Annotated in this window: 26 protein-coding genes; 23 read left to right on the forward strand and 3 right to left on the reverse strand. The window is 54.5% G+C overall.

All coding sequences use genetic code 11. The annotated features are described in order from the left end of the window. Nucleotides 1–142: 142 nt before the first annotated feature. Entirely contained in the window at nucleotides 143–847 is a 705-nt protein-coding gene (locus YA0848_RS10255; RefSeq protein WP_198731265.1) for a hypothetical protein, read from the reverse strand. 309 nt (nucleotides 848–1,156) lie between these two features. Between YA0848_RS10255 and YA0848_RS36405 the strand changes: the two genes are divergently transcribed. From YA0848_RS36405 to YA0848_RS10340, 18 genes are all read left to right on the forward strand, one after another. Beyond that, the gene (locus YA0848_RS36405) at nucleotides 1,157–1,291 is read left to right on the forward strand and encodes a hypothetical protein (protein ID WP_255302819.1); all 135 of its coding nucleotides are present in this window, start codon (nucleotides 1,157–1,159) and stop codon (nucleotides 1,289–1,291) included. Beyond that, nucleotides 1,288–1,608 carry a hypothetical protein gene (locus YA0848_RS10260; protein ID WP_065327336.1) on the forward strand — a complete coding sequence of 107 codons (321 nt, stop codon included), beginning with the start codon at nucleotides 1,288–1,290 and terminating at the stop codon, nucleotides 1,606–1,608. The genes YA0848_RS36405 and YA0848_RS10260 overlap by 4 nt, the downstream gene beginning before the upstream one ends. Nucleotides 1,609–1,727: 119 nt before the next feature. Beyond that, nucleotides 1,728–1,925 (forward strand): hypothetical protein, encoded by a 198-nt coding sequence (locus YA0848_RS10265; RefSeq protein ID WP_065327369.1) that lies wholly within the window; start codon nucleotides 1,728–1,730, stop codon nucleotides 1,923–1,925. Between the two features lie 258 nt (nucleotides 1,926–2,183). Continuing rightward, nucleotides 2,184–2,669 carry a single-stranded DNA-binding protein gene (gene ssb / locus YA0848_RS10270; protein ID WP_065327337.1) on the forward strand — a complete coding sequence of 162 codons (486 nt, stop codon included), beginning with the start codon at nucleotides 2,184–2,186 and terminating at the stop codon, nucleotides 2,667–2,669. Nucleotides 2,670–2,740: 71 nt separating this feature from the next. Continuing rightward, nucleotides 2,741–3,931 carry a recombinase RecT gene (locus YA0848_RS10275; protein ID WP_065327338.1) on the forward strand — a complete coding sequence of 397 codons (1,191 nt, stop codon included), beginning with the start codon at nucleotides 2,741–2,743 and terminating at the stop codon, nucleotides 3,929–3,931. A 67-nt stretch (nucleotides 3,932–3,998) separates the two neighbouring features. Beyond that, nucleotides 3,999–5,015 carry a lambda-exonuclease family protein gene (locus YA0848_RS10280; protein WP_065327339.1) on the forward strand — a complete coding sequence of 339 codons (1,017 nt, stop codon included), beginning with the start codon at nucleotides 3,999–4,001 and terminating at the stop codon, nucleotides 5,013–5,015. Nucleotides 5,016–5,215: 200 nt separating this feature from the next. Continuing rightward, nucleotides 5,216–6,220 carry an AAA family ATPase gene (locus YA0848_RS10285; RefSeq protein ID WP_065327340.1) on the forward strand — a complete coding sequence of 335 codons (1,005 nt, stop codon included), beginning with the start codon at nucleotides 5,216–5,218 and terminating at the stop codon, nucleotides 6,218–6,220. 9 nt (nucleotides 6,221–6,229) lie between these two features. Further along, the gene (locus YA0848_RS10290) at nucleotides 6,230–6,673 is read left to right on the forward strand and encodes a hypothetical protein (RefSeq protein ID WP_065327341.1); all 444 of its coding nucleotides are present in this window, start codon (nucleotides 6,230–6,232) and stop codon (nucleotides 6,671–6,673) included. Between the two features lie 202 nt (nucleotides 6,674–6,875). Next, nucleotides 6,876–7,982, forward strand: coding sequence for a DUF3150 domain-containing protein (locus tag YA0848_RS10295; protein WP_065327342.1), 1,107 nt, complete (start codon nucleotides 6,876–6,878; stop codon nucleotides 7,980–7,982). A gap of 65 nt (nucleotides 7,983–8,047) precedes the next feature. Continuing rightward, nucleotides 8,048–9,760 carry a VWA domain-containing protein gene (locus YA0848_RS10300; RefSeq protein ID WP_065327343.1) on the forward strand — a complete coding sequence of 571 codons (1,713 nt, stop codon included), beginning with the start codon at nucleotides 8,048–8,050 and terminating at the stop codon, nucleotides 9,758–9,760. A 74-nt stretch (nucleotides 9,761–9,834) separates the two neighbouring features. Continuing rightward, nucleotides 9,835–10,356 (forward strand): hypothetical protein, encoded by a 522-nt coding sequence (locus YA0848_RS10305; RefSeq protein WP_065327344.1) that lies wholly within the window; start codon nucleotides 9,835–9,837, stop codon nucleotides 10,354–10,356. 302 nt (nucleotides 10,357–10,658) lie between these two features. Then, nucleotides 10,659–10,862: a hypothetical protein gene (locus tag YA0848_RS10310; RefSeq protein ID WP_065327345.1), complete on the forward strand. Its 204-nt coding sequence runs from the start codon at nucleotides 10,659–10,661 to the stop codon at nucleotides 10,860–10,862. A 71-nt stretch (nucleotides 10,863–10,933) separates the two neighbouring features. Next, nucleotides 10,934–11,695, forward strand: coding sequence for a hypothetical protein (locus tag YA0848_RS10315; protein WP_065327346.1), 762 nt, complete (start codon nucleotides 10,934–10,936; stop codon nucleotides 11,693–11,695). A 241-nt stretch (nucleotides 11,696–11,936) separates the two neighbouring features. After that, complete coding sequence (locus YA0848_RS10320; RefSeq protein ID WP_065327347.1) at nucleotides 11,937–12,437, forward strand: hypothetical protein; 501 nt, start codon at nucleotides 11,937–11,939, stop codon at nucleotides 12,435–12,437. A gap of 112 nt (nucleotides 12,438–12,549) precedes the next feature. Next, nucleotides 12,550–14,094 (forward strand): DNA cytosine methyltransferase, encoded by a 1,545-nt coding sequence (locus tag YA0848_RS10325; RefSeq protein WP_065327348.1) that lies wholly within the window; start codon nucleotides 12,550–12,552, stop codon nucleotides 14,092–14,094. Nucleotides 14,095–14,365: 271 nt separating this feature from the next. Further along, on the forward strand, nucleotides 14,366–14,737 hold the full coding sequence (locus YA0848_RS10330) for a hypothetical protein (RefSeq protein ID WP_176707218.1): 372 nt from the start codon (nucleotides 14,366–14,368) through the stop codon (nucleotides 14,735–14,737). 252 nt (nucleotides 14,738–14,989) lie between these two features. Further along, nucleotides 14,990–15,658 (forward strand): hypothetical protein, encoded by a 669-nt coding sequence (locus YA0848_RS10335; protein WP_065327349.1) that lies wholly within the window; start codon nucleotides 14,990–14,992, stop codon nucleotides 15,656–15,658. An 84-nt stretch (nucleotides 15,659–15,742) separates the two neighbouring features. Then, nucleotides 15,743–16,096 (forward strand): hypothetical protein, encoded by a 354-nt coding sequence (locus YA0848_RS10340; protein WP_065327350.1) that lies wholly within the window; start codon nucleotides 15,743–15,745, stop codon nucleotides 16,094–16,096. Nucleotides 16,097–16,459: 363 nt separating this feature from the next. Here YA0848_RS10340 and istB read toward each other — a convergent pair whose 3' ends face one another. Together istB and istA are read right to left on the reverse strand one after the other, a co-directional pair. Beyond that, on the reverse strand, nucleotides 16,460–17,215 hold the full coding sequence (gene istB / locus YA0848_RS10345) for an IS21-like element ISPsy14 family helper ATPase IstB (RefSeq protein ID WP_198731266.1): 756 nt from the start codon (nucleotides 17,213–17,215) through the stop codon (nucleotides 16,460–16,462). 20 nt (nucleotides 17,216–17,235) lie between these two features. Then, nucleotides 17,236–18,750 (reverse strand): IS21 family transposase, encoded by a 1,515-nt coding sequence (istA, locus tag YA0848_RS10350; RefSeq protein ID WP_038825005.1) that lies wholly within the window; start codon nucleotides 18,748–18,750, stop codon nucleotides 17,236–17,238. 150 nt (nucleotides 18,751–18,900) lie between these two features. Between istA and YA0848_RS10355 the strand changes: the two genes are divergently transcribed. From YA0848_RS10355 to YA0848_RS10375, 5 genes are all read left to right on the forward strand, one after another. Beyond that, nucleotides 18,901–19,137, forward strand: coding sequence for a hypothetical protein (locus YA0848_RS10355; protein ID WP_198731267.1), 237 nt, complete (start codon nucleotides 18,901–18,903; stop codon nucleotides 19,135–19,137). Nucleotides 19,138–19,338: 201 nt separating this feature from the next. Beyond that, entirely contained in the window at nucleotides 19,339–19,827 is a 489-nt protein-coding gene (locus YA0848_RS10360) for a JAB domain-containing protein (RefSeq protein WP_083195981.1), read from the forward strand. A gap of 75 nt (nucleotides 19,828–19,902) precedes the next feature. Then, entirely contained in the window at nucleotides 19,903–20,511 is a 609-nt protein-coding gene (locus YA0848_RS10365; RefSeq protein ID WP_232925088.1) for a hypothetical protein, read from the forward strand. Nucleotides 20,512–20,609: 98 nt separating this feature from the next. After that, the gene (locus YA0848_RS10370; protein WP_003300466.1) at nucleotides 20,610–21,818 is read left to right on the forward strand and encodes a site-specific integrase; all 1,209 of its coding nucleotides are present in this window, start codon (nucleotides 20,610–20,612) and stop codon (nucleotides 21,816–21,818) included. Beyond that, complete coding sequence (locus tag YA0848_RS10375) at nucleotides 21,815–22,921, forward strand: hypothetical protein (protein ID WP_198731268.1); 1,107 nt, start codon at nucleotides 21,815–21,817, stop codon at nucleotides 22,919–22,921. The genes YA0848_RS10370 and YA0848_RS10375 overlap by 4 nt, the downstream gene beginning before the upstream one ends. Nucleotides 22,922–23,160 lie beyond the last annotated feature (239 nt).

Genomic DNA, 23,160 nt, shown 5'->3' on the forward strand with positions numbered 1-23,160 from the left:
AATCCGCCTCCTACTCGATTACCGCTTGCTTTGGTCCCTATCCAGCTCGCAATATGGCTTGCCTCCACCTCTGTCGATGTGTGGCATTTCGTAAGGCATTAAAAAAGCGTCCATCAGGACGCTTTTTTATGGTGGGAGCCAGTCAAGCTACGGCTGATTTGCGCTCTTCTTCGGTTTGCTCGGCGCGGGCCGCACCTTGGGCGCCGACGCCGTCGGCAGGGCTGTCTTCGTCAGCATCCATCTGTTTGGCGTTGTCTTTGCTCTTTTGCTCCAAGCCGTCGAGCATCGACTGGTCGAGTTTAGCCTTACGGCCGCGCTTGATGGCGCTGGTGGAGAGGCTCTGCAGCTTGCGAACGATGCGCTGGATCCAGTGCAGTTTTTCGCGGCGGAATTCTTGTGCCTTCGTGCTATCGACAAGGCCGCACAGCCAGGCAGTGTCGAGGCGGTTGTACATCTCATCGAAGCGCACCAGGATCGAAGCGAAGCGCAAGATAACAGGCGAACTGATAGCGAAAGAGAACGTCTCAGAGTTGCTGTACCGCGGTTTCTGGTGACCCTGGCCGTTCGCTTCGAGCAGCGCATTGATACGACCAATTTCGCCGGCGATCATGTTTTCCATATCAGTCATCATCTGCCCCACGGCACCATCGACTTTTTTGAACTCAGGATCGGGGTAGGCAGAGGCCAGGGCGCGTGAGATCACGTCGATCACGAACAGGGAGTGGGAGGCTGTCTCGAAGCAGCGGCGGAAGACGCGGATGGCTTGAGCCGAGTCGAGGGAGATGCTGGAGTCGAGCGAAGGGGAAGAATACTTGCCCTGGGGCTCGAACGTGTTTCCGTTTGCCATGTCATGGCTCCTTTGGTTGGGGAGCCTTAACATTATTCAATGGCCTGCATGGGAAGTGCGCTATCTGACCCCGATTGTGGGTACAGACTGACCCTGGCCCCCCTTTACAGACGAAAAATGTGGAGATATTCTGACCCTAATCCTCATGCAAGCATGTTGCTTGTGTGTTGATCCAGCCGCTTAGTCGGTTGGTCTGTGCAGCTGAAACTCTTCAGCATCTAACCAGATACGTTTCGCGAACGTGTCTTAACCCTAGGGGGACTTTCTTTCCCTTAGGGATCGAGGTCTCCTTTTTTTCTGGAGGCCTCCATGAAAATCATCCTCGCTATCGCCGTTCTCTCGGTTGCCGCTTTTCAATACCTGCCCTCTCAGTTCGTTGAGAGTTCTCAGGTTGAAGTGGCTATGCAAAAGCATCACCAAATGATTGAGGAGGCGTCCAAATGAATGGGCTCTTCGTCACTGTCATGGTGCTTTTTGCAGTAGTGGGCATCCTCTGGTACCGCCATGGTCCGGTTAAATCGAAGAAAAACACTCCTCGCCAGGAGCCTTCGATTGACCGTCGTGAGCCGCTTGAGGACTACCTGCATGTGTCGCCAGCAATGGCCGCGCGTGCGCAAGCAGCGAAATCTACATCCATTCCTTCTGTTGCCCCCGCTTTGCGTGGTGCGACCAGAGTGAATGTCTTGCCTCCTCCCAGGGATTATTCCATGTACGAGGAGCCGGCATTCCAGCGTTTGGGTGTCCAGCTCAGCTTCGCCTGAGCTAGCCTGGGTCGTGGGTAGCTTTGCTACCCATGATGCTGCAGGACTTCCCCGTTGGGGTGGTCCACCAAAGCGCTTTTCGAAGCGTTTTGGTGGATCACCCTGGCGAGGAAACAACCATGGCACAAGTAGAAGCCGTCTATCTGATTGATCTCAAAGAACTGTTGTTCCCAGGTGCGGGGGATAGAGTAATTTCGGTTCCTGATCGAATTGCTCAAACCGTCTCGCCTGATGTCCTCGATTTGCGTTATTTGAAGCGTTGGGCAGTCCGGAACAACTACCTCCCCGCAACCGCGGAAGTCGGGGTGGTGTGCTAAGAGAGAGATTAGATGCCAGGAGGGGTTCGCCCCTCCTGAAGCGCTTTCCTGTTTTCTTTCGTGAGAGAGACCTGAGGAAAGCCTTCCCCTCTAACGAAGAACCTTCGTCCTTCAAATCCCCCGTCCCACAAGCTTCTTGCTGCGCACCTTAGCGTGCCAGCAGATGCAGCAGCTGGGCTGTCAAACCCAGCATTCCTACCAACCCCAACGGGGCAATTGCCCTCTGGGGCTATTGCTCCGCTCATCCGGAGTGAAAATATGTCTTATAGCGTCAACAAGGTTTGGTTGTTGGGTAACGCCGGCGCCGATGCTGTGTCCAATTCCTTGGGGAATGGAAACAACGTCGTCAAGGTGACACTCGCGACCACGCGTGGCTGGATGGAGGAAAGTGGCTGGAAGGAGGTCACTGACTGGCACAACGTTTCTTTCTTTGGAAAGTTGGCTGAAAAGGCCCTCAAGATAAAGAAAGGCATGCTGTTCTCAGTTGTTGGTCGAAACCAGACCTTCGTTTACGAGAAGGACGGTATCAAGCGGTACCGCACCGAAGTCGTGGTCGACATGAAAGGTGAGCTCGAGATTATCGGGTACCACTCTCACAGTCGGCAGGAGCGCTCCCCGCAGGCGCCTGCAGCCCAACAGTCACAGCCAGCTTCAAGTCCGCGAGCCCCATCTCAACCTTCGCCGCATCTGCCGGACGATTGGAGAGATGGTGAGTTCGGGGCAGACGACCACATCCCGTTCTAAACCGCTAAGCAATTCAACCCTATGGGGGTCTTCCCCCACAGGGGTAAGGCCTCTACCTACCCGGAGGCTTTATGTCCAACACTTACGAAGACTACGCAAATCAATGCAGGCAGTTGGTCAACAGGACCCAGCCTCGCTTCAACTCGATCATCGCTGATACGTCCGGAAGTCTGCTGTTCAAGACCGAAGCGATATACGCGATGCAGGCGATGCTCAACAACGAGCTCCTGGCTAATACGGCGTTTAAAAACCCCGTCAGCTTGGACCTTGCCATGGCTCAGGTCGCAGCGTGTGGATTGACTCTTGATCCTGCGATGCAACTCGCTTACCTGGTTCCTCGCGATGGAAAAGTGATTGCCGACATCTCCTATCGGGGGCTGATCGACATCGCGATCCGCTCACGTGCAGTGAACCTGGTAACAGCCAAGGCCGTGTACTCGAATGATCTTTTCCGTTACCGCGGGGATCATGCCCAGCCTGAGCATGTATATGACCCGTTCATGCCTGTTGAGGGCCGGGGCGAGTTGCGAGGGGCCTATACCGTGGCTCACCTTGCGATAGGCATGCTTTTGGTTACGCCGGTTCGGGCTGAAGACATTTACGCAGCGCGTGCGATGTCGGCAGCTTGGTCCAGGGCAAAACCGGGCAAGAGTAAAGGTCCTTGGGAAACCCATCCTGAGCCAATGACTCTTAAGACGACTATTAAAATCTCAAGAAAGTACTGGCCGATGAGCTCACCTGTTCTGGAGCAAGCAATCGCTTACCTCAATGAGGAGGGCGGAGAAGGCTTCACGGGTGGTCCCATCACTGTGGATATGGCGGCAAATATCGTCAATGGCGGTGCTGCTGCAGAAACTGGCAAGCCGGAAGGTGAAACTTTTGAGGGAGACGTTGTCGACCTTAATCAGTCCAAGCCTAATCCCCAGGGAGAAGGGCAGGGGCAGCCGCGGCAGGAGCAGAATGCTCGTCAAGAAGCGAAGCCTGCGCAGGCCCGAAAGGGCTCCGCAACGGTGACTCAACTTGAACCCAAATCCACAGGCATTGACGCTGGCACCGGCGACGGTGAGCCCAGCAATCTGACCGAGCAGATGCGCGATCGGATCGACCAAGTGCTTGCAAGGACACAACGGCAAAAAACCTGGAAAGCTTGTGAGGACTGGATAGCAGCCAACCTCACTGGTGACTGTGCGTCCTACGCTCAGGAGAAGTACCAGGAAATTTACCTGGCAGCGCAGCAGCCTTTGGACGCTGCGGCAGGTTAACCATGAAAGCAACCCTTAGCGGGGCAAACCCCGCTGGGGTTTGTCTCGCCTTCAACTGGAGGCAGGTATGAAGTTTGTAGACGTGCGGCAACGCACTCCTGAATGGCATGCCTGGCGAAAGCAAGGTATTGGAGCAACGATGGCTGCTCCCATTCTGCGGCAGCATCCCGAGAAGACGCCTTGGCGTCTGTGGGCTGAATTGCATGGAAAAGTTCAGGTTCCTGACCTATCCGTGATTCCGCAGGTAAGGATGGCCATCTACCTGGAGCCATATGCATTGCAGTGGTTTCAAAAGCAGTACGGTGGAGAGTGTTTGCCGGTCTGTGGTGAGTACGACGAGTTCCCAGTCATCCGTGCCAGTTTTGATGGATTACTGGAGAACTTCGAACCGGTAGAGGTTAAGATCCACGCGGATCCGATCTTCTTCGATGTTCGAGACAATGGCACCGCTTCTGAGTACTACAAGCTGCACTGGTGGCAGGTACAGCACCAGTTGCTTGTGTCGGGCGCCAAGCGTGGGTATCTGCTTTTCTACCATACCCGCGAGACCCCCTTGGTTTTTGAGATAGCGAGAGACGAAGCGGTTCTGCAAACCCTAGTGGTTGAGGAGCTCGGTTTCTGGAATCTCTACCTCGATGCCAGGGAGCCGGTTAAGGATCCCAAGCGCGACTTCTTCCTTCCGGAAGGGGATGTGCTTTCAAAGTGGATTCTTGCGGCTGATAAGCTCCGTCGTCTGGAGCGTGTCAGGGAGCGGATCGAAGCCCGGCTGAACCAGGTTAAATCGTTACGTGCAGAGCATCAGTCTGAGATGGTGTCCCTCATGGGGGATTTCATGCTGGCAGAAGCGCATGGCGTACGGATCACACGGTTCAACCAAAACGGCAAGGTCGACTGGAATTCCCTCGTGAAGGATCAATGCCCCAACATTACGAAGGACATCATCGATCGCTACCGCGACCAAACGGTGGAACGCAGCAGGGTCACCATTGACCCTGATACTCCGCTGACCTCGGAATCGATTCAGGTTCTAATGGCCCAAACAGCCGTTGACTCTGATATCGACGCTGAGGCATTTTGTCTGTGAGAAGAGGGGGCTTTGCCCCCTCGACTCTCAAGGAGTCGCCTGTGGAAAAGATTCTTTTCCAGAGTCATCTCCAGATTCTGCCTTCCAATCATGCGATTGGTGGCTGATAACGCAGCTGAACGATAACTCAGCATTCCTAAACCCCTTGGGGCACCTACGCCCCTAAGGGACGTGGTGCCTCCTTAAACTGGAGATACACCATGAAACTTCAACAAATCATCGACCTGTCTGCTTTCGGTATCGAGAACGCCCCTGTGAAGGCTTTCGGATTCGAAGCGGGTCATGAGTTCATGCACCTGGTTCCCAAGCTCGACCCTCACTATGAGTTCGAGACTGAGTACCGCCGCCCCATCATGAACTTCCTCCATACCCCGGCCGGCGACTCGCTGGGATTGGTAGGACCGACTGGTTGCGGTAAGACCTCTCATCTGACTCAGATCTGTGCACGGCTTAACTGGCCGCTCCTTCGCGTGAGTTGCCACTCGCGTATGGAGATGCCTGACCTGGTTGGCATGAATGGGTTGGACTGTGATCCTGCAACTGGTGATCAGCGTACGGTGTTCCGTTACGGCCCTCTCGCCCTGGCAATGAAGCACGGTTTCGTGTTCTGCCTCGACGAGTCTGACGTTCTGCCGCCGGAAGTGGATGTTGGTATGAACGCCGTGAAGGAAGGTGCGCCGCTGGTTATCGCCGAAAATGGAGGGGAGGTAATTCATCCCCATGAAAACTTCCGTTTCGTGCAGTGCTCCAACACCCGCGGTCAAGGTGATGAAACTGGTCTGCACGGCGGCACCATGGCGCAGAACCTTGCGTCTTGGGATCGCTATCGGATCGTTGAGTTCAACTACATGTCTCCGGACAAGGAGTTGAAGGTGCTCACCCGCCATCTCAATGGCGCTCCTGCGGATGTTCTGAACGGCATGGTTAGCGTGGCAAATGAGGTTCGTAACCAATTCATCGGCTCTTTGGGCGATGGGGTAAAAACTCTCACTGTGACGTTCTCTACTCGCACCCTGCTGCGCTGGGCGCGTGTCGGCGTTACCTACACGAAAGCTAAGGTTCAAGCTCCGCTTGCCGCAGCACTTCGTGAGTCGCTCACCAACCGCTGTGATACCGCGCAACGTTTGGCGATTCACAAGATCGCGCAAGATAAGTTCGGCCAAGGCTGGGTGAACGATCCTGTCATCCCGACCCCGGCTGTTTAAGGAGCTGAAATGTTCTATTTCGGCAACCTGAACGACCAGGCCGTTTCACAAGAAATTATCGCGGTGCTGCAGGGGCTTGCCCCTGCCGCATCTGCGGTACTTAAAGAGGGTGCAGTGGACTGGGTGGTTGAGAAATTGGCTTCCCAGATGATGTCCAGTGAGTTGTCCCCAGAGCAGTTCGACGAGCTTTTGCTTGTGGTTGCCCTGCGACACCATTGGAACAAGCTGGAAAAGGATGAAGGCCTGTCGCTCTCCGATGCTGATGGGAACGTTCTGTCGTTCTCGAAAGGCATTGAGTGGGTGAACTACCTTCAAGGCGTAGGGATCCTGACTTCTGAAGTTCTCGACAGAGGACTTGAGCTGCTGGAGCTCCTAGGAGTGCTAGAGAAGGTTCCTAACATCTCGGCTTTGGCTGATGTTGTTGAGGAAGACGGATCCGCATTCTGCGTCTGACGAAAGCCACGGGGGATTCCCCCGTGGTTACTTTTCTGAGCCTTTATCGCTATGATTCATACATAGCAATACAGGTTCTTTGCTCCCTCCTGTGAGGTGGCAATGGATGTGTAGCTGGTCACACAACACCAGCATTCAACTAAACCCAACGGGGCGTTTCTTCCCCGTTGGGGTAGAGCGCCTCCGCTTCCCGGAGGTGTACATGCAAACCCAAAAAATTGCCGTTCTTTCCAAGATCCTTCTCGTCGGTATCCAGGTGAATATTTGGTCCGCGCGGAAAAAGCTCGAACCTAAAGATCTTGGTCTTGACCCGACGAAAATCCCGCCAGCTGAGCTTGCCTCCTTGGGCACTCTGCGCTCTATCAATCCCGAAGATATTCAGGCTTTCGAAAAGCTTCGTCGCAAGGCAAAGCGGACTGTAGAAAAAATGGGTCTTCGTTTCATGGGAGTCGTTGCGATTCCCGAAGAAAAGGCAGCCCTGGCCAATGCCGAACTGGAAAAAATCGAGAAGGAGTTCAATGACCTTCGCGCGGATTTCCTGAATCGGTACGACAAGGCTGTTCTGGACTGGATGAACCGCGCCTGGCCTACGCCGGCTTTGAAAGAAGCCATCGTTCGCGCCATTGTTCCTAAGGCTATCGTTGCCGAGCGGATCGCCTTCCGTTTTTCGCTTTGCCGCGTGATGCCCGACAAAACCCCGGAATTGAGCAAGCAGCTTGATCGCGAAGTTCAAGGCCTTCATGGCCAGCTGTTCCAGGAGATTGCCGACACATCTGAAGAGCTGCTCGTAAAGAGCTTTTCTGGCAAAGACAAGGTTGGGCAGAAAGCCGTTAACTGCATCCGTCGTATCCACGAGAAGCTGCTGTCTCTGGCGTTTCTGGATCCTACGGTGCTGGCCCTTGCTGATCATGTACAAGCGAAATTGGCTCAGTTCCCTACCAGGGGCGATGTCGAGGGGGCAAAGCTGCAGGAGCTCGTCTCTCTGCTAACTAACCTCAGCGACGAAACCAAGATCGCCAAGCTGATCCAGCTGTTCGACAGTGCGCAAAGTGGTGTCCAGGTTGATCAAAGCCTGGTCGAGGAGGATGCAGTTGCGCCGGCTGATATAGCTGCTTCTGTACAAGAGGAAGTTGGTGCTGAGTCCTACGTGGATTTCGTGGCTTCTACCCTCGATCTCGACACGGTGGCTGTCGTTCCTGGCATCGTGGCTCACAGCATTGGCCAAGGTTTGGTCGAGTCTGTTGAGAGTGCTGTTAATTTGCCTGAGGTAGCTGATACCCAGGTAGATGCCGAAGAGTTCTGCCTTTAACCACACCCAACTGGGGGCACTTGCCCCCTCTGGGGGTGAGTGTCTCCGTAACCCGGAGGTCACTCATGAAAGCTTCTCTGAAAAATGCATTACCGATCGTTGCGCGGTACTACTGTGACAACCTCGGGATGCGCGTCGAGTTTGGTGCAAGCGGTGCTTACCACACGCCTGGCATGATCGGGCTTCCCGATCTAGACGACTCCCTGGAGTCGACTGTGATGGCCCTCGGGTACATCGGGCATGAGTCGGCACACGAAAAGTTCACGGATGGGTTGATCGTCGATCACCTGCCTAAGGACCATCCGCCGTTTGTTAAAAGCTTGGTCAACGCGCTCGAAGATATCCGTATCGAAGGGCTCATGTTCAAGCAGCACCCCGCTACTGTTTCCGACATCTCCCTTGTGGTGAGAAAGGTGCTAGGTGGCGTGCGTGATCTATCAGGTTTGCATGATGCGGCGGTTCTGCATGATGCGTGCTTGATTGTCGGTCGGGCGAGGTTGCTCGGTCAGCCCCTGCAGGAAGAGGCCAAGGCCTTGATGCAGGAACTGAAAGGGCGTTTTGGTCCAGGCCGTACGACAAAGATCCTTGCTCTGTTAGGCAAGGTTCCAACACTCGCCAGCACAAAAGATGTTGCCGCCCTCGGGTACGCAATAATTGATGTGCTGGATGAAGAGGATCCGGAAGATCAGCAGCCGAATCAGGAGCCACAGGATCCGCAGAGCTCTCAGCAGGATTCTCCTTCTGATGACTCCAGCGCTGGCGCTCCTCAACCTAACAGTGCCAATCCAGCGGACCCTCAGTCAGGGGCGAGCAATGGCGGCAACGATCCTGCTGGTGCTGAAAGCGACGATGGTGATGGCTCCGGCCAAACCCTCAAGCAGAAAGTGCTTGCAGCGGGTTCCGATGTGCTTGATGGCCTGGTCTCCGACCTAGGCGATGAAGTTGCAGCGCGACTCGGAAAACTCAAAAGCCATGTACGTAAAGCTACGCCAGCATCTGTTGTCGATGCGCCGGTGGGATCCGAGATGCTCGGCTCGCAGGTGGTATCCGCGGGGCAGGCCGCTTCCATAGGGCTTCGCCAAGTGCTCATGGGCTTGATCCAGGGCTCCCAGAACAGCCGCGTAGAAACGCGGCGGCAAGGGCGCTCAATTGACGCAAAACGCTTAGCACAGGTTCGGGTTGGGGAAACCCGGATCTTCCGGAAACAGGAGCCCGTGCAAAGTGTGAATGCGGCCTTCCAGATTCTCCTGGATGGGTCAGGTTCCATGGAAAAGGGCGGAACCATGCAGCGTGCTGAAGAGGCTGCTGTAGCTGTCCTAAGCGCGCTGGAGACGATTCCTCATGTCTCCACTGGTGCAATGGTTTTTCCGCGGATGGTCAATCGTAAGGTCTCGGTAGGCGTTCTCAAGCGCCACAACCAACCTCTGCGTGTGGCTATTGCGGAGAACCGCTTTGGCATGACTGCAGAGGGCGGAACACCGCTCGCTGAGGCCATCTGGCCTGCTGCGGGTGAACTGCTTTATGCAAAGGGGGAGCGGAAGGTGATGATGGTAGTCACCGACGGCGACCCTAATTGTGCCGATGAGGCTCGAGATATGGTTGCGCGCTGCTCTGCCAGTGGCATTGAAGTGTTCGCAATCGCTTTCGGCCGAATCAACATCGACAAACTCAATGCTGTGTACGGCAAAAACTGGAAGTTCCTGGCCTCTGTAGATCAGCTGCGAAATGCGCTGTACGAAGTCGTCAAGAACGTTCTAACCCAAAAGGCTGCAGCGTAAGCGCAGCTTAAAACCCACGAGGGGGCATTCACCCCCTCTGGGGGTGGTGCTCTCCGTTTTCTGGAGGTACCACTATGCAACTTGCCATGCTTCTCGATGAAACCCACGAAGGTCCTTTCCCGATACTTCAGGCGAGGATCAAGCGGGCATACCGGAGAACGGTTCTCCCGAAGGTAGAAAGGCAGCTGTCGCTTCTCGACTTGCTGACCCTGCCAGAAAGTGAGCTGGGCCCGGTTGAAGAATGGACTGATGACGAGATTGCTGATCTTCGCCTTTACGTTCTGCACGATGCTGCGCGTGTCCTTCTGGACCTGCGTGCTAGTGCGAAACGGCGGCAGGAAAGCATTGATTGGATCTTCAGCGATGAGGAAGGTCCTTTCTCGTTCAGGACGTGTGTTGCGGCCGAAGGCTGTGACTGGCTTCAGTTCCGTGAGGAAGTCGTCCTGCTCTGTGAGCGGAATGGCATGCCACTCGGGAATGAGGCTGCGCGCAGCCTGCTCGACCAGGTCCTTAGTGATCGCCGTCAGAACACAGATTGGATCGCGTCCAAGGAGTATTCCGTTGCGAATGACTTCCGCCTCTTCCGAGAGGGTTAACTGACGCGAGTTCCTTGATGAAACTAACCTGCTCTGTGAGTGGCGACGTATGCCACTTTGGTGTAGGAAAACTGAGATATGGCCATCCACTCCGTAAGGGGTGGATGGCCGATCAGCTTGAGATGTAAACGGCTTCCCGATAGTCTCTAGGCGGAGTCCACACACGAAAGCCTAGGTTTTCGTATGTCGATTCTTCACTTAGGCAGATGTCTGCCTGGTGAGATACCAGCTGGTGTTACCAGCATCCACCCACGCGGGAATCAAACCCGCTATGGGAATGGTTCCTTCAGAAAGGAGGTTCCATGCCCCGAAAAAGAACTTGCAAGAACGATCTCGTCTTCTCGGCGTTGGATCGCTACCGTCCTTCTGAAAGGCTGGCAGCGATCTACGACGATGACGAAGAGCTTCGTACTGCGCTTCTCGACGCCATTCCCGGCTTCGAGTATCCAAACTACTCGTGGATGACAGTTGCCCAGGTGAAGAACCACCTGACCGCTGCAGCCTGATTCAGTACCTAAAACCCTAGAGGGGCATTTCCCCTCAGGGGGCATGCTTCTCTGTATCCCCGGAGTTCAGCATGCAAAAATCTACTAAGTTCCCCGAAGCCGCCCTGCAAACCTGGCCCTACCTCCAGCCGATGTCGTTCCGTTCGCGGAGTGAGATCGAAGACTTTGCTCGTCAGCAGCAAAAGCTGGCAGGTAAGTCTCAGAAGCTGTTCCAGGAGCGCCTGGATAAGCTCAAGTCCGATGGCGGTTCGATTCGCTCTTATCCCACGCCGAGTCTGGATGTGCGTGATGAGTGCGTTGTCGACCTGGGCCTGTTGAAGGCAATGGCCCGCGGGGTTGCGAACAATGCAGTAAAAGCGACCTCTGAGCCCGTGGCTGTGGTTCCGAAGGTCGAGAGTGATGTTCCGCCGGAGTTTGATCAGACCCTGGTTCACGACGAGATGTACGCAGGTGTCGAAATTGAACCTGAGTGCGACAAGAGTATTCCAGTCGGTCCAGAAGGGGAGGCTGCGCAACCTCAAGTAATCGATTGGTCTGACGCCTTCACGGGTGAGATCAGCTTTTACGGAAAGTATGCGTATCTCTTCAAGCCGGAGAACCAAAAGAAAAAGCCCAGCTATGTCATTCGTCTTGGTACGAAGGATCACTGGGGCGTTGACCTCGAGCGGATCATGAAGGAGCACAAGTTCAAGAAGGGTGATCGCATCGCCCTGAAGTGCATCGGAATGATGCCAGTCACCATTGAGGAGGTTGGCTATGATGATCAGGGTAATGAAACTGTCATCCTCCGTCCTGGAAAGCGCAAAACCTGGGTAGCCAAGCGTATCGGTTAAATCCGTGCCACTTGCTTACCTTCACCAAAGCCCGGCTTATGCCGGGCTTTGGCTTTTCCAGTGCATAGCAATTTTCAGTCACGAGATCTCATCCCAGAGCCAGTTTCTGGTATGCGATTTCACCTGGCGAGCTTGAGCCCACCAGTGAATAAGCTGCATCTGCAGCAACGGCCTTTGGCCGATAACCCGAGCGGGATCAACCCCGTACGGGCTTGGTTCTGCCCTTCATCTGGAGAGAACCATGAAAAGTCAAAACGATGTGTTGGGCGTTGATTTCATCAGCTCCTATGCCGGCATCCAGTCCTACATGATCCGCACGCGTTCGGGCAACCGTCGTGTGGACACTCACTATCCTGAGTCGGATTACCACCGCAGCATCAGCTGCTACAAAGGCGCGGATTACGAGAAACACGTGATCAGCAAGATAGGCTGCTATACGGGCTCACCAGAGATGCTCACGTTGGAAATCGCAGTAGATTTCAATCGTCATCGGTTTGAATTCTTCGATGGCCAAGTGTCTACGATCCTTTCCAATCCGAAGCGTTATGGGGAGTACGACCCGCTGGCGCCAGAAAACACGTTCACGGTCTTTCTGCCTGCAACGTTCAGTCAGAAGCATGGCTGGACGGCGCTGTATTCCTTTGAGCAGATACGCGACCTGGCTGGTATCCCAGTCAATCGCGCCACCTCGCTCTACAAGGCCGTTGTTCCTACGGCTGCCGGCCAGGTGCAGGCTGCCTAGCACCATAAAAGCCAGTCTAGGCTGGCCAGTAGTTCTAAACCGCTGCTACGCAGCACACCCCGCAGGGACACTCTCCCTTAGGGGTGGGTGTTCCTCCTTTCTGGAGGTTCACATGACAACAGTTCTAACTTGCAAAATTGGTGAGTCCAAAGGTGTTCCGCGGATTTGGCTAGAGGGCGAGAAGCTGGCTCGAGCCGGCGTATCGATTGGTTCGAAATACCGTATTCGGGAGCAGCCTGAAGACGGTCGACTAGAACTCATTCCGCTAGCCGAGTCCGCGGCATCTGCGGCAACCTGCAAGGTGTCTAAGCGCGTGCGCAAGGGCATCATCCGTCCACTGATGGAGATTCGGACGGCTCTGCTGTCGTCACTTTTCAGTGGCATGGAAAAAGTTCGAGTTGCGATTCGCAAGGGGCGCATCGTCGTCACCGCTCTTCGGATCGAGGTCATGATTCGGGAGCGAGTCCGCCGTCTTCAGCTGAAGCTGGCTGCAAAAGAAAAGCTCAACGTAGTTTCTCTTTTTCACGGCGGTGGAGTGATAGATAAGGCTCTCCATGTTGGGTTGATGGCTGCAGGTGTTGCGAGCGTCATCCAGCTGGGGGTTGAGATGGAGCCTGAGTACCTTGAGTCCTCGCTACGGAACAACTCGGAGATTTGGGCTGACCATTCGATAGCAGCGTGCTCGGACATACGTGACTTGGACCTGGTCGAGTATGCAGACGAGCAGACGGATCTACTCTGGGCCGGGATTCCCTGCACAGGTGCGTCAATCGCTGGCGTTGCGAAAAACAACCTTGAGTTTGCTGAAGAGCATTCTGAGGTTGGGTCACTGTTTGTGGATTACCTCGAGGCTGTGAAGGTTTTCAATCCGGCGATTACGCTGCTTGAGAACGTCACTGGCTACCAGAAGTCCGCATCCATGGCTGTCATCAGAAGCAAGCTGGAGTCGTATGGGTACCACCTTTTTGAGGAGGTGCTCGATGGAAACGATTTCGGTGTGCTGGAAGGTAGATCGCGGATGGTCCTGGTGGCGATATCGCGGGGTCTCGAGACTGACTTCAGCTTCGACAACCTGCGGCCCACGGCCGTCAAGCCAGAGACCTTAGGGGAGATTCTTGACGATGTACCCCTGGATTCTCCGGCGTGGAAAACCTACGACTACCTGGTCGAAAAGGAACTGCGCGATAAGGCTGAAGGTAAAGGCTTTGCGCGCACCTTGGTTACACCGGACTCGACGAGAGTTCCGACGGTAACCAAGACCTACGCCAAGGCACAGTCGACGGGTATCTTCCTTATGCATCCCTTTGACCCTGAATTGACCCGCCTGCTAACGCCGGCGGAGCATGCAAGAGTGAAGGGGATACCTTTGGAGATGATCGCTGGCCTGTCGATGACCGTGGCTCACGAGGTGCTGGGGCAGTCTGTGGTATTCCCGCTCTTTGTATCGTTGGGTCGGGAGCTGGGCTTGGCCATGAACATGAAATACCGAGATCCCTGTAAGGTCCTGGATTTCCGTTCTGGCTTGGCTATTCGATCTCTTCAACCGCGTCGTGTGAACGAATCAGAAGTGGAGCTCGAGGAGACAGAGGAGGCCATCGCGGTGCGTGATGGTCGACCGATGTACCAGCAGCAGCTGTTCGAGTTTGAGGCGGCTTAACTAGCCCGTCCACATTGCACCCTGGAACAGGAAGGGCCTTCGGGCCCTTCTTGCTTCAAGGCAGGCAAAACTGCAGAATAAAGGCTCTTCGCAGCCGAATGCTCGGTCTGTATCAGAAGCTGGACTCCCAGCATCCTTTGAATCTATGCGATCTCGGTGTCGCTGGATTTTCAGCCCTCCATGTAGGGCGCAGCCACTAATTCATATCAACTCTGAGGGGTGCAATCGCCCTTAGGGTGATCGTCCCTTTCACTGATCTAGGAAAAGGGACATGAACCGCAAGATAAAGCTTGAGGACCACTACACTCTGGCTGAGACGCTCGAAAAGTTGCGCTTCGTGCTTACGGCAACTCGTTGGGATGATTCGCTGGTGCTTTTGGGTCAAGCCATCTCAAAGGCGAGTGAAGATGCGTCGTATGCCAAGGGGATGGAGGGCGCATTGCTCCGTGGTTCGATCCTTGAACTGCGAGAATTGTTTTCTGTGTTTGGTGACTACTGGGCAGGCCCTAGGGCGGAGTTTCCTTTCTACCCTCATTCCGACGCGGTAAATGCGATTAACTCGTCCTTGGGCATGATCAAACACGACGCGCTAAATCCGGGGTCGCTGCAGGAAAGCATCGACTTCTGTAATTACTACAAGTGAAATCCGCTGGGTACGATGCGAGTGGTTTTGCCACATCGCGCAAAGAACCTTCGAGGCGGAGAGGTAAGACCGGGGCTGGCGACAGCCCTTGAGTCTTTTTTGGATAGACCTTCTGCCCAAAGAAGATTCGACCTGGCTCCAATGTGGAGGTAGGTGAAACCGAAGCTGGCCGGCAGTCAGCAATTTCAAATCCCCCGCGGGGCTTCATGTCCCGTGTAGGGGCATGGCTTCGCTTCTACCAAGGAGTGATCCATGAAAGTTTATGTCCATGACAACAGCCCGATGAACCACCGTGTATTGGTTGTCGATGACGGCGGTAATGCGGCGCCTTGGCCGATCGAGCAGAAGATGAGCTACGCCATCTCCATGGCTTCGATCTCCCAGGAGAACAAAGATCTGGTCCCGGAAATGGTTCCGCTTGCGTTGTTCGGCAATGATGCCCTCCTGTTGGGGGATATCGTCGACAACGACGTCGAACTGGCGTGCACGCTTCTCTTGGTTGGGTACGAGGGGGAGCAGTACTACGTGATCTGTGGGCCGACTATGCGCAAGCTCTCGGCTGTAGAGCGTTACCTGGAGACTACGATCGGCACCACTGATGTGGAGTTGTGGCCGGTTGCTCAAGGTAACGTTACTCAGATCCTTCAGAACCACAATGAGCTTTCCCATGTGGCCTCTCGCGTGACCGTTGTCTTAGACGATGGAGCTGTTTTGCACGTGGAGGCTAAAGGTGTTCCTAAGCATGTGGCGGTGAAGATCTACAACGTCGTGCATCCGGATGACTTGGCTTACAAAGGTCAAGATGAATTGGGGCGACTGACGCTTCATGACGGACAGGTAGTCGAGAACGTAGAAGAGATCCGTGCTGATCTCATCCAAATCGACAGTCGCCTGGCCGGCACCGTGTTCACTGCGGGCTAGCCCTCGCATCACACGCATTACCTACAAACCCACCGGGTCCATCCCCGGTAGGGGAAGGGCTCCGGCGCAAACTGGAGCTTTCCTATGAGACCTAAAACCAAGCTGGTTACCTTACATCTCTACAAGTACACCCGCACGGAGTACTCAGAGGTTGTGGAGGTGCCTGCGAATATCTGCCCGAGCGAGCTTAAGCGACTTGCTGAAGAGCGTTTTGAAGGGTTGGACAGCAAGGCCTTTAAGCGAAATCAGCGATACAAGAAGCGCGAGGTCTTCGTTAGTGATGAAGGCTTGCCGCGCAGCAAAACCAATGCGTCCCTGATCGCTCTGCGTGATGGAACTGGCGCCCTGGTCGTTCGGGAAAGAGAGGTGCCGTTGGCTCCGCCGTTTCAAGAGTGCTCGGCAAGCGCTCCGTTGAAGAAGGAGTACACACGACACTGATGATCAACACAGCTATGAGGCGAGCTGCATCTAGCTTGGCTCAACATCACATGCGGCATTAGGGGAAACCTTGAGGCCATTTTTAAACCCTGGCGGGTGAGCTCCCCGCTAGGGCTGCTCATTCGCCCGTTGTTGGGGAATGAGCATGAACCCAATACAAGAAGCAGCGCAGCTGATGGGGAAACGGAAAATTGTCTGTACTGGCACTGCCAAGAAAGATGACTCAACCGTTTTCCTGCGGATTCCACGACACTTGGACACCCAGTCCACGATCATTTGGACACTCGTTCCACGCTCACTTGGACACCTGATCCACGCCCATTTGGACAGGCAGTCGGAGCGCAGCGACGCAGGTTTGCATTGTTAGTCTGAAGTCCCTGTTGCCGTCAATTTCGTTGCGCGTCTGCGCATCGATTCGCCCTTCAGTTCGATTCGATAAGCGTTGTGCACCAGCCGGTCGAGGATCGCATCGCCCAAGGTCGGGTCGCCGATCAGCGCATGCCATTTGTCCACCGGCATCTGGCTGGTGACCAGCGTCGAGCGGTTGCCGTAACGGTCGTCCAGCAGTTCCAACATGTCGCGCCTTTGCGCAGCGGTAAACGGCGCTAGGCCCCAGTCGTCCAAGATCAGCAGGTCGGTCTTGGCATAGCCGGCCATTAATTTGGCGAAGCGACCGTCTCCGTGAGCCAGGCCCAGTTCCTCCATCAGGCGCGGCAGACGTAAGTAGCGCACGCTGTAGCCGTCCCGGCAGGCCTTGTGGGCCAGCGCGCAGGCGAGCCAGGTTTTGCCTACACCGGTGGGGCCGCCGATGATCAGGTTGAGGCCGTCGCGTAGCCACTGGCCGCCGCTCAGTTGCAGGATCATGGCCTTGTCCAGGCCACGCGGGCTGCGGTAATCGATGTCTTCCAGGCAAGCGTTGTGGCGCAGTCGGGCGGCTTTGAGGCGCGTCGTCAGACGTGCGTTTTCTCGCTCGGTCAGTTCGCGGTCGACCATCAGGCCGAGTCGTTCATCGAAGCCAAGGTCGTTGATGTCGGGCGTTGCGTGTTGCTCGCTCAGCGCCTTGATCATGCCGTGCAGGCGTAGGGTTTGCAGCTTGTCGAGCGTCGGGTTGGGTAGCATTTTGGTGATCCTTTTTCAGGTCAGTGGTAGTAGCCGGGGCCACGCAGGTTGATGTGCTCGTCGGGCAGCAGCGGCAGGTTTTGCTGGGCCAGCGGCAGGCGTTCAAGGCCTTGGCGCAAGATCGATTCCAGGCTTTTGTAACTGCATGCACCCAGTGCCAGCGCACGCTGGCACGCGGCTTCCAGCCGCTCTTCGCTGTACTGTTTGCCCAAGCGCAGGATCCCCAGGCAGGCGCGGAAGCCATGCTGCGGATGGATTCGGCGTTCGAGGATGTAGGCGATAACGCCCGCGGTGTTGGGCCCGGTCTGCTCGGCCCAGCGGATCAGTCGTTGCGGTGTCCACTCAGCGTGTTCGCGGTGGCTCTTGGGCATGTGCTCGGTCTGGGTGGTGTGGCGGCCTTTGTGCGGCGAGCGCAGATGGCTGGCCACGCGTTGGTTGGCGTGGAAACACTCGACGGTCTGGGCCGTGAGCCGCACTTCGAGTTGGTGCTTCACTAACTGGTACGGCACCGAGTAAAAGTGGCCGTCGACCTCGACGTGGTAGTCGATGTGGACGCGTACTTTTTTCCATTCGGCGTAGACGTACGGATGCTCCGGTAACGGTTGCAGCGCCGGTTGGTCAAGGGTCTCGAAGGCTGACCGGCGTGAGCCGGGCAGCTTCTTGAAGGGCTTTTGATTGAGGCGTTCGAGCAGCAGGCTGATTGCCGTGTTGAGTTCTCCGAGCGAGAAGAACTGGCGGTTGCGCAGCACTGCCAGGATCCAGCGCTCGACCACTTGCACACCCACTTCAACCTTGGCTTTGTCCTTGGGTTTACGCGAACGCGCGGGCAGTACGGCTACGCCGTAATGCTCGGCGAGATCGCGGTAACTGGGGTTGATGTCCGGCTCGTAGCGATGCGCCTTGGTGACGCCACTGCGCAGATTATCGGGCACCAGGATCTGCGATGTGCCACCGAAAAAAGCAAAACAGCGGGCGTGCGAGCCCAGCCAGTCGGGCAGTTTCTGCGACCAAGTGGCCTCGGCGAAGGTGTAGCTGGACGCGCCGAGGACGGCGACGAAGATCTGGGCCTGACGGATTTCACCGGTCTGTCGGTCGATAATGGGCGCGGTCTGTCCGGCGTAATCGACGAACAGCTTTTCGCCGGCACGGTGCTCCTGGCGCATGACAACGTCGACCTTGGCGGCCCAGAGGCGGTAGTGCTCGCAGAACCAGCTGTATTGGAAGCCTTGCGGGTGAGCGAGTCGGTACTCTTGCCAAAGCAGGGCCAGAGTTACGCCGGGGCGACGCAGCTCGGCATGCGCCCATGCCCAGTCAGGCATCGGACGTTGATCGCTGGGAACTGTTGGTGCTGGAGGGAACAGGCATCGCTCCAGTTCGGCATCCGATAACAATATCGGCCAAGTCAGCCCGCAAGCGTTGAAGCGGTGCAAGTAATTGCCCGCACTGCCGCTACTGATGCGCAGGCTGGCGGCGATCTTGCGCACGGACAGGCCTGCGTCGAACTTTAGGCGTAGTACCTCTCGGATTTTACGCATGGATATACGCTCCACGACGACCTCTTCGCTTCGAGAAAAGAGGTCGATGGTAGTGAATAATCCTGCGTTGCTGCCTGCCTGAGCATGGATCGGATCAGTGGGACATCACTGTCCAAGTGCTTGTGGAATCAGTGTCCAAGTGGCCGTGGAATGAGTGTCCAAGTCAGCGTGGAGTCGCTGTCCAAGTGTTCGTGGAATGGGTGTCCAAGTGCGCGTGGAATCCCCATTTTCCTCTGGCAGCTCGATGACGGCGCCACACTTGAATTGATCCGCGGGAAGAAGGGTTTTTTCAGCCTGAAGGAACGCCATGAAGGGTTTCAGGTGCTGGTGGACTACTACTCCCGAAATGCAAAAGTGTTCGTGCCAAAGTTGTCGAGTGTTGCTTAAGAATATGGCCGGCCCCCACTGGGGGCCGATGCCAAGCTGAGAATCTTCATGAATGACCATCCTGAATGGACTATTCATGAGCATTCTCTGTCAGCGCATGGCGCTGGCAGTTAATCCCAGCTTGTGGTTACAAGCATTCCAATCACCCGTCCGGGGGCTTCTGCTCCCTCGCGGGCAGGCCTCTTACCTGGAGGCTAATACATGATTATTGAAATTGCTGAGAATCCTGGTGTGTATCGCGTTCTCTCAGAGACAGTTTCTGCAGATGAAATTCTCGAAGCTGCACGCGAGATTATGGATTCCCGGTTCGCTAAAGGAGCCTGCTTCAATAACCCTGATGTGGGGCGTCATTACTTCAAGCACAAGCTTGGGGATAAGCCTCACGAAGTGTTTGCGGTAGTATTTTTGGATAGCCAGCACAGAATGGTTGCCTACGAGGAGCTCTTCCGTGGCTCTTTAACGGCTGCCCAGGTTCACGTTAGAGAAATAGCTAAGCGAGCGTTGTTTCATAATGCAGCTGCACTAATTCTCGCGCACAACCACCCGAGCGGGTGTTGTACTCCTAGCGAGTCAGACATTTCCACCACCATGAAAATTCGTGATGCAATGGAAATGTTTAGCGTAAAAGTGATTGACCACTTTGTTGTGGGAAAGGTCTGTTACAGCATGACCGAGAACTGCGACATTTAAGCAATAACCAATAAACCCACTATGGGCACCAATGCCCATGGGGCTATGGTGTCCTCTTAATCGGAGATGCACCATATGAAATTCCAATCCAGTGTTATTTCTTTTCCGGATCGCGGAAGCTGGGGTAACGCAAAATATCGCGGTAATTGTTCAGGGCACGTGGTGAAAGGCTTCTTTGAAACCTACCACCGTCGTTCCAATGGACTTGCCTGCGATCCGAGCATTGGTGGTGGTACCTCGGTTGATGTGGCCGCTGAGATGGGGCTGCGCTTCAAAGGGACAGACCTTCACCAGGGATTCAACCTTTTGCTTGATAATTTTTCCACATTTCTTAATGAGGAAGCTCATACCTGTTTTTGGCACCCAGCCTACGCGGATATGATTACTTACTCAGGGAATATGTGGGGAGAGGCAAATAAATGGGATATGTCGCGAATGAACTTGGCTGAGTTCACCGAAGCCTTGGAGCTCGCGATAATGAATATCCATGCTGCGATGGAAAAAGGCGGTCACTATGGGGTCCTCATGGGCAACCTTCGTCGTGACGGTGAATACTACAATCTTTCTTCTCTCGTTGAGCGAGTTACCCCAGGTAAGCTCGTGGATGAGGTGATTAAGATTCAACACTACCACCCTGTCAGTATTCGATTTGTAAATCGTCATAGCGCACTTGCCCCAAAGTAGTCACAAACACTGGCATCCAGCTCAAAATTGCTCGCGATGCCCAACGCAAAGATGTAAACCAAAAATCGTCTTCCACTCAACTGCGCAAAAATGTAAACATGCCCTACACAATCAAAACCTTCATGACAAGGTCCGGCGAGCGGTTTTCCCAGCTTTACGACACAGAGACGCCAGGCCTCCCTTTATTCTACCCGACAGCCTTTGTCGCTCGCTTCCTCCGCTCAGCCACTCACGAGACGCAGAAAGTCTATCTGGCCGTGATCAAGCGCATCTGCGAATGGGAATTTACCAAACAGGTGGACCTCGCCAACTGTTTCCATAGAAGTAAGTTTCTCACCTGTGCCCAGATTGATGACCTTGCTAACCATCTAAGAGCCAGCAAGCTCGGAGGAAAAGGCGAAGTCATCGGAAGCCCGAAGTACAACACCTATGTCGCCTATGCAACAGAGTATCTTCGCTGGCTTGCCCAAGAGGTTATTACGGACTGGAACACAGTAAACGTAAGAGCATCAATCGAAGCTCAAAGCGATATGCTCTTAAAAAAGAAAATCCGAAAAAGCGGTTCAAAATCCTCGCAAAACCGTCGTGTAGTTACCAAAAGCCTGACCACTGCCTCCAGCGGCAAATTATTGAGCCTGTTCGAGCAACCATTCGAAGGCATAACGCGCACTCAAGATCTAGGATCCAGGATACGGAATATCGTAATGCTCCGTATTCTCTACGAAACTGGCATGCGCGTCGGCGAGCTACTAGGCCTCAAGCTAAAAAACTTTAGCAATGCAACTGGCGAGGATAGTGCCACCTTAGAGATCACCCGCAATCACCATGATGAATTCGATTCAAGACTGAACCAGCCAGTTGCTAAAACACTCGGCCGTACGCTTCCAATATCGGAAAGCCTCGAGGCACAACTTGATGAATACTGCAACAACTGGCGAGCTGAAGTCGAAGGTGTCGGTTTCTCTGACGAAGACTTCATTTTTGTAATCCATCGAGCCGGGCGAACCCTAGGCCAAGCACTCCCTAAAAGTTCTTTCGACTCCGGACTTTCTAACCTCAAAAAATCCTTTCCGGCACTAACACCGATTCACCCGCACCTTTTACGCCACGATTGGAACTATCGATTCTCAATGAAAGTAGATGCGATCGGCATGTCATTTGAAGAAGAACGACAATTAAGAGAGTATTTAATGGGCTGGGCCCCCGGCTCAGCCATGTCAAACCGCTACAACTATCGACATGTGCAAGAAAAATCGCTCGAAGTCGGCTTATCCATTGCATCTGACTCAGCGAGGGGCCTACAGTGAATAGCACGCCAACACATGCAAACATCTCAACAGAGCTTGACATCGATCTACAACGCACGGATCGCCCTGAGCCTCATGGAGATTTGTTTTATTGGGATAATGACACTTTAGTTAGAACAGGTCAAAAACGGATCGACATGACCCATGGCCTGTCGCGATTACTCTCATCAATCAAGACCTCCTTCAAACTTCACCTAATCTCCTTCAGCAAACAGGGAACTTATTCAGCCACCTCCTGCACGACTTTCTTCATGAACTTCAGGGCAGCATTGAACTCCAACCCTCCTGAAGAATTCAACGCAGGCTGGATAGCGCATTCCATTGCCAGACCGGGATTCCATGGCGCGAAAAGAGTCGCCATCGAATTTTTCCTGCACTGGAAGGAGCGTTACGATTCAGCCATTAAGATAGACGCATTGCACTTGCTGCAAGAAACAGCTGCTCGCCCTAACGGCCCACGTAACGTGCTCTCAGACGACCCTGAGAAGAGCTGGCTAACCGAGGATGAATACGAGTCCTTGTTGATGTCCACTTGGAACAACTACGACACAGGAGTCTCTGACACCCAAGTAACACTAATTAAAATCTTGTCTATGCAATACGCGCGAAGGCCAAATCAAATCGCGCTACTAAAAGCTGGCGATATAAGGGGCTTTGATGAATCAAAAGAAATCGGACTAACGGGCCGAATCATCGATTTCCCAGGAATCAAAGACCAAGCAGCCGAGACTGGCTTTCGAGACAGCAAATTCGAACCACACCCACTGGCAGATCACGTATGGGGGCTTTGCCAAATTCAGCGCCAAGAAGTCAGAGAACTTTATGAGCATACTCTCGGCCTCTCTCTCACGGACGACCAACTAAATCTACTACCTTTCTTCTGCAGTGAAGAACGCATTAAAGAAGCCCGCAGCCTGATTGAAACCCACCTCAAACTAGAGCTTCTTGACAGCCTAGACTCTCCTCATTTCCATCTTGAACGGCATTCAATTACTGAGATATTAAGATGGAAGAGAAACACCCCGTCCTGCGCATATGGCGCAGCTAAGGGTCAGTACTCTAAATGCCCGAAGGCACCAATCAGCCCCGCACCAGTCGGGTAATGATTATTAATGCGACCCGAATGCGTCATACACGAGCACGTCAACTTGCGCGAAAGGGCGTACCAAAAAATTTGCTTTCGCACTGGCTGGGCCACACAACAGAAAGAGCACTCGAAGCCTGGCGGTTTCAGGAGCTGAGTGCAACACGGTTATTGAATTGAAGCTGGAGCATCATGCCGCATAGCCATGGCTTCTTGCATCACCTCGCTCATGACATCAATCGGGCATTTGAAGGCGTA

Source organism: Pseudomonas sp. S4_EA_1b (assembly GCF_016307435.1).
Lineage (GTDB): Bacteria > Pseudomonadota > Gammaproteobacteria > Pseudomonadales > Pseudomonadaceae > Aquipseudomonas > Aquipseudomonas rhodesiae.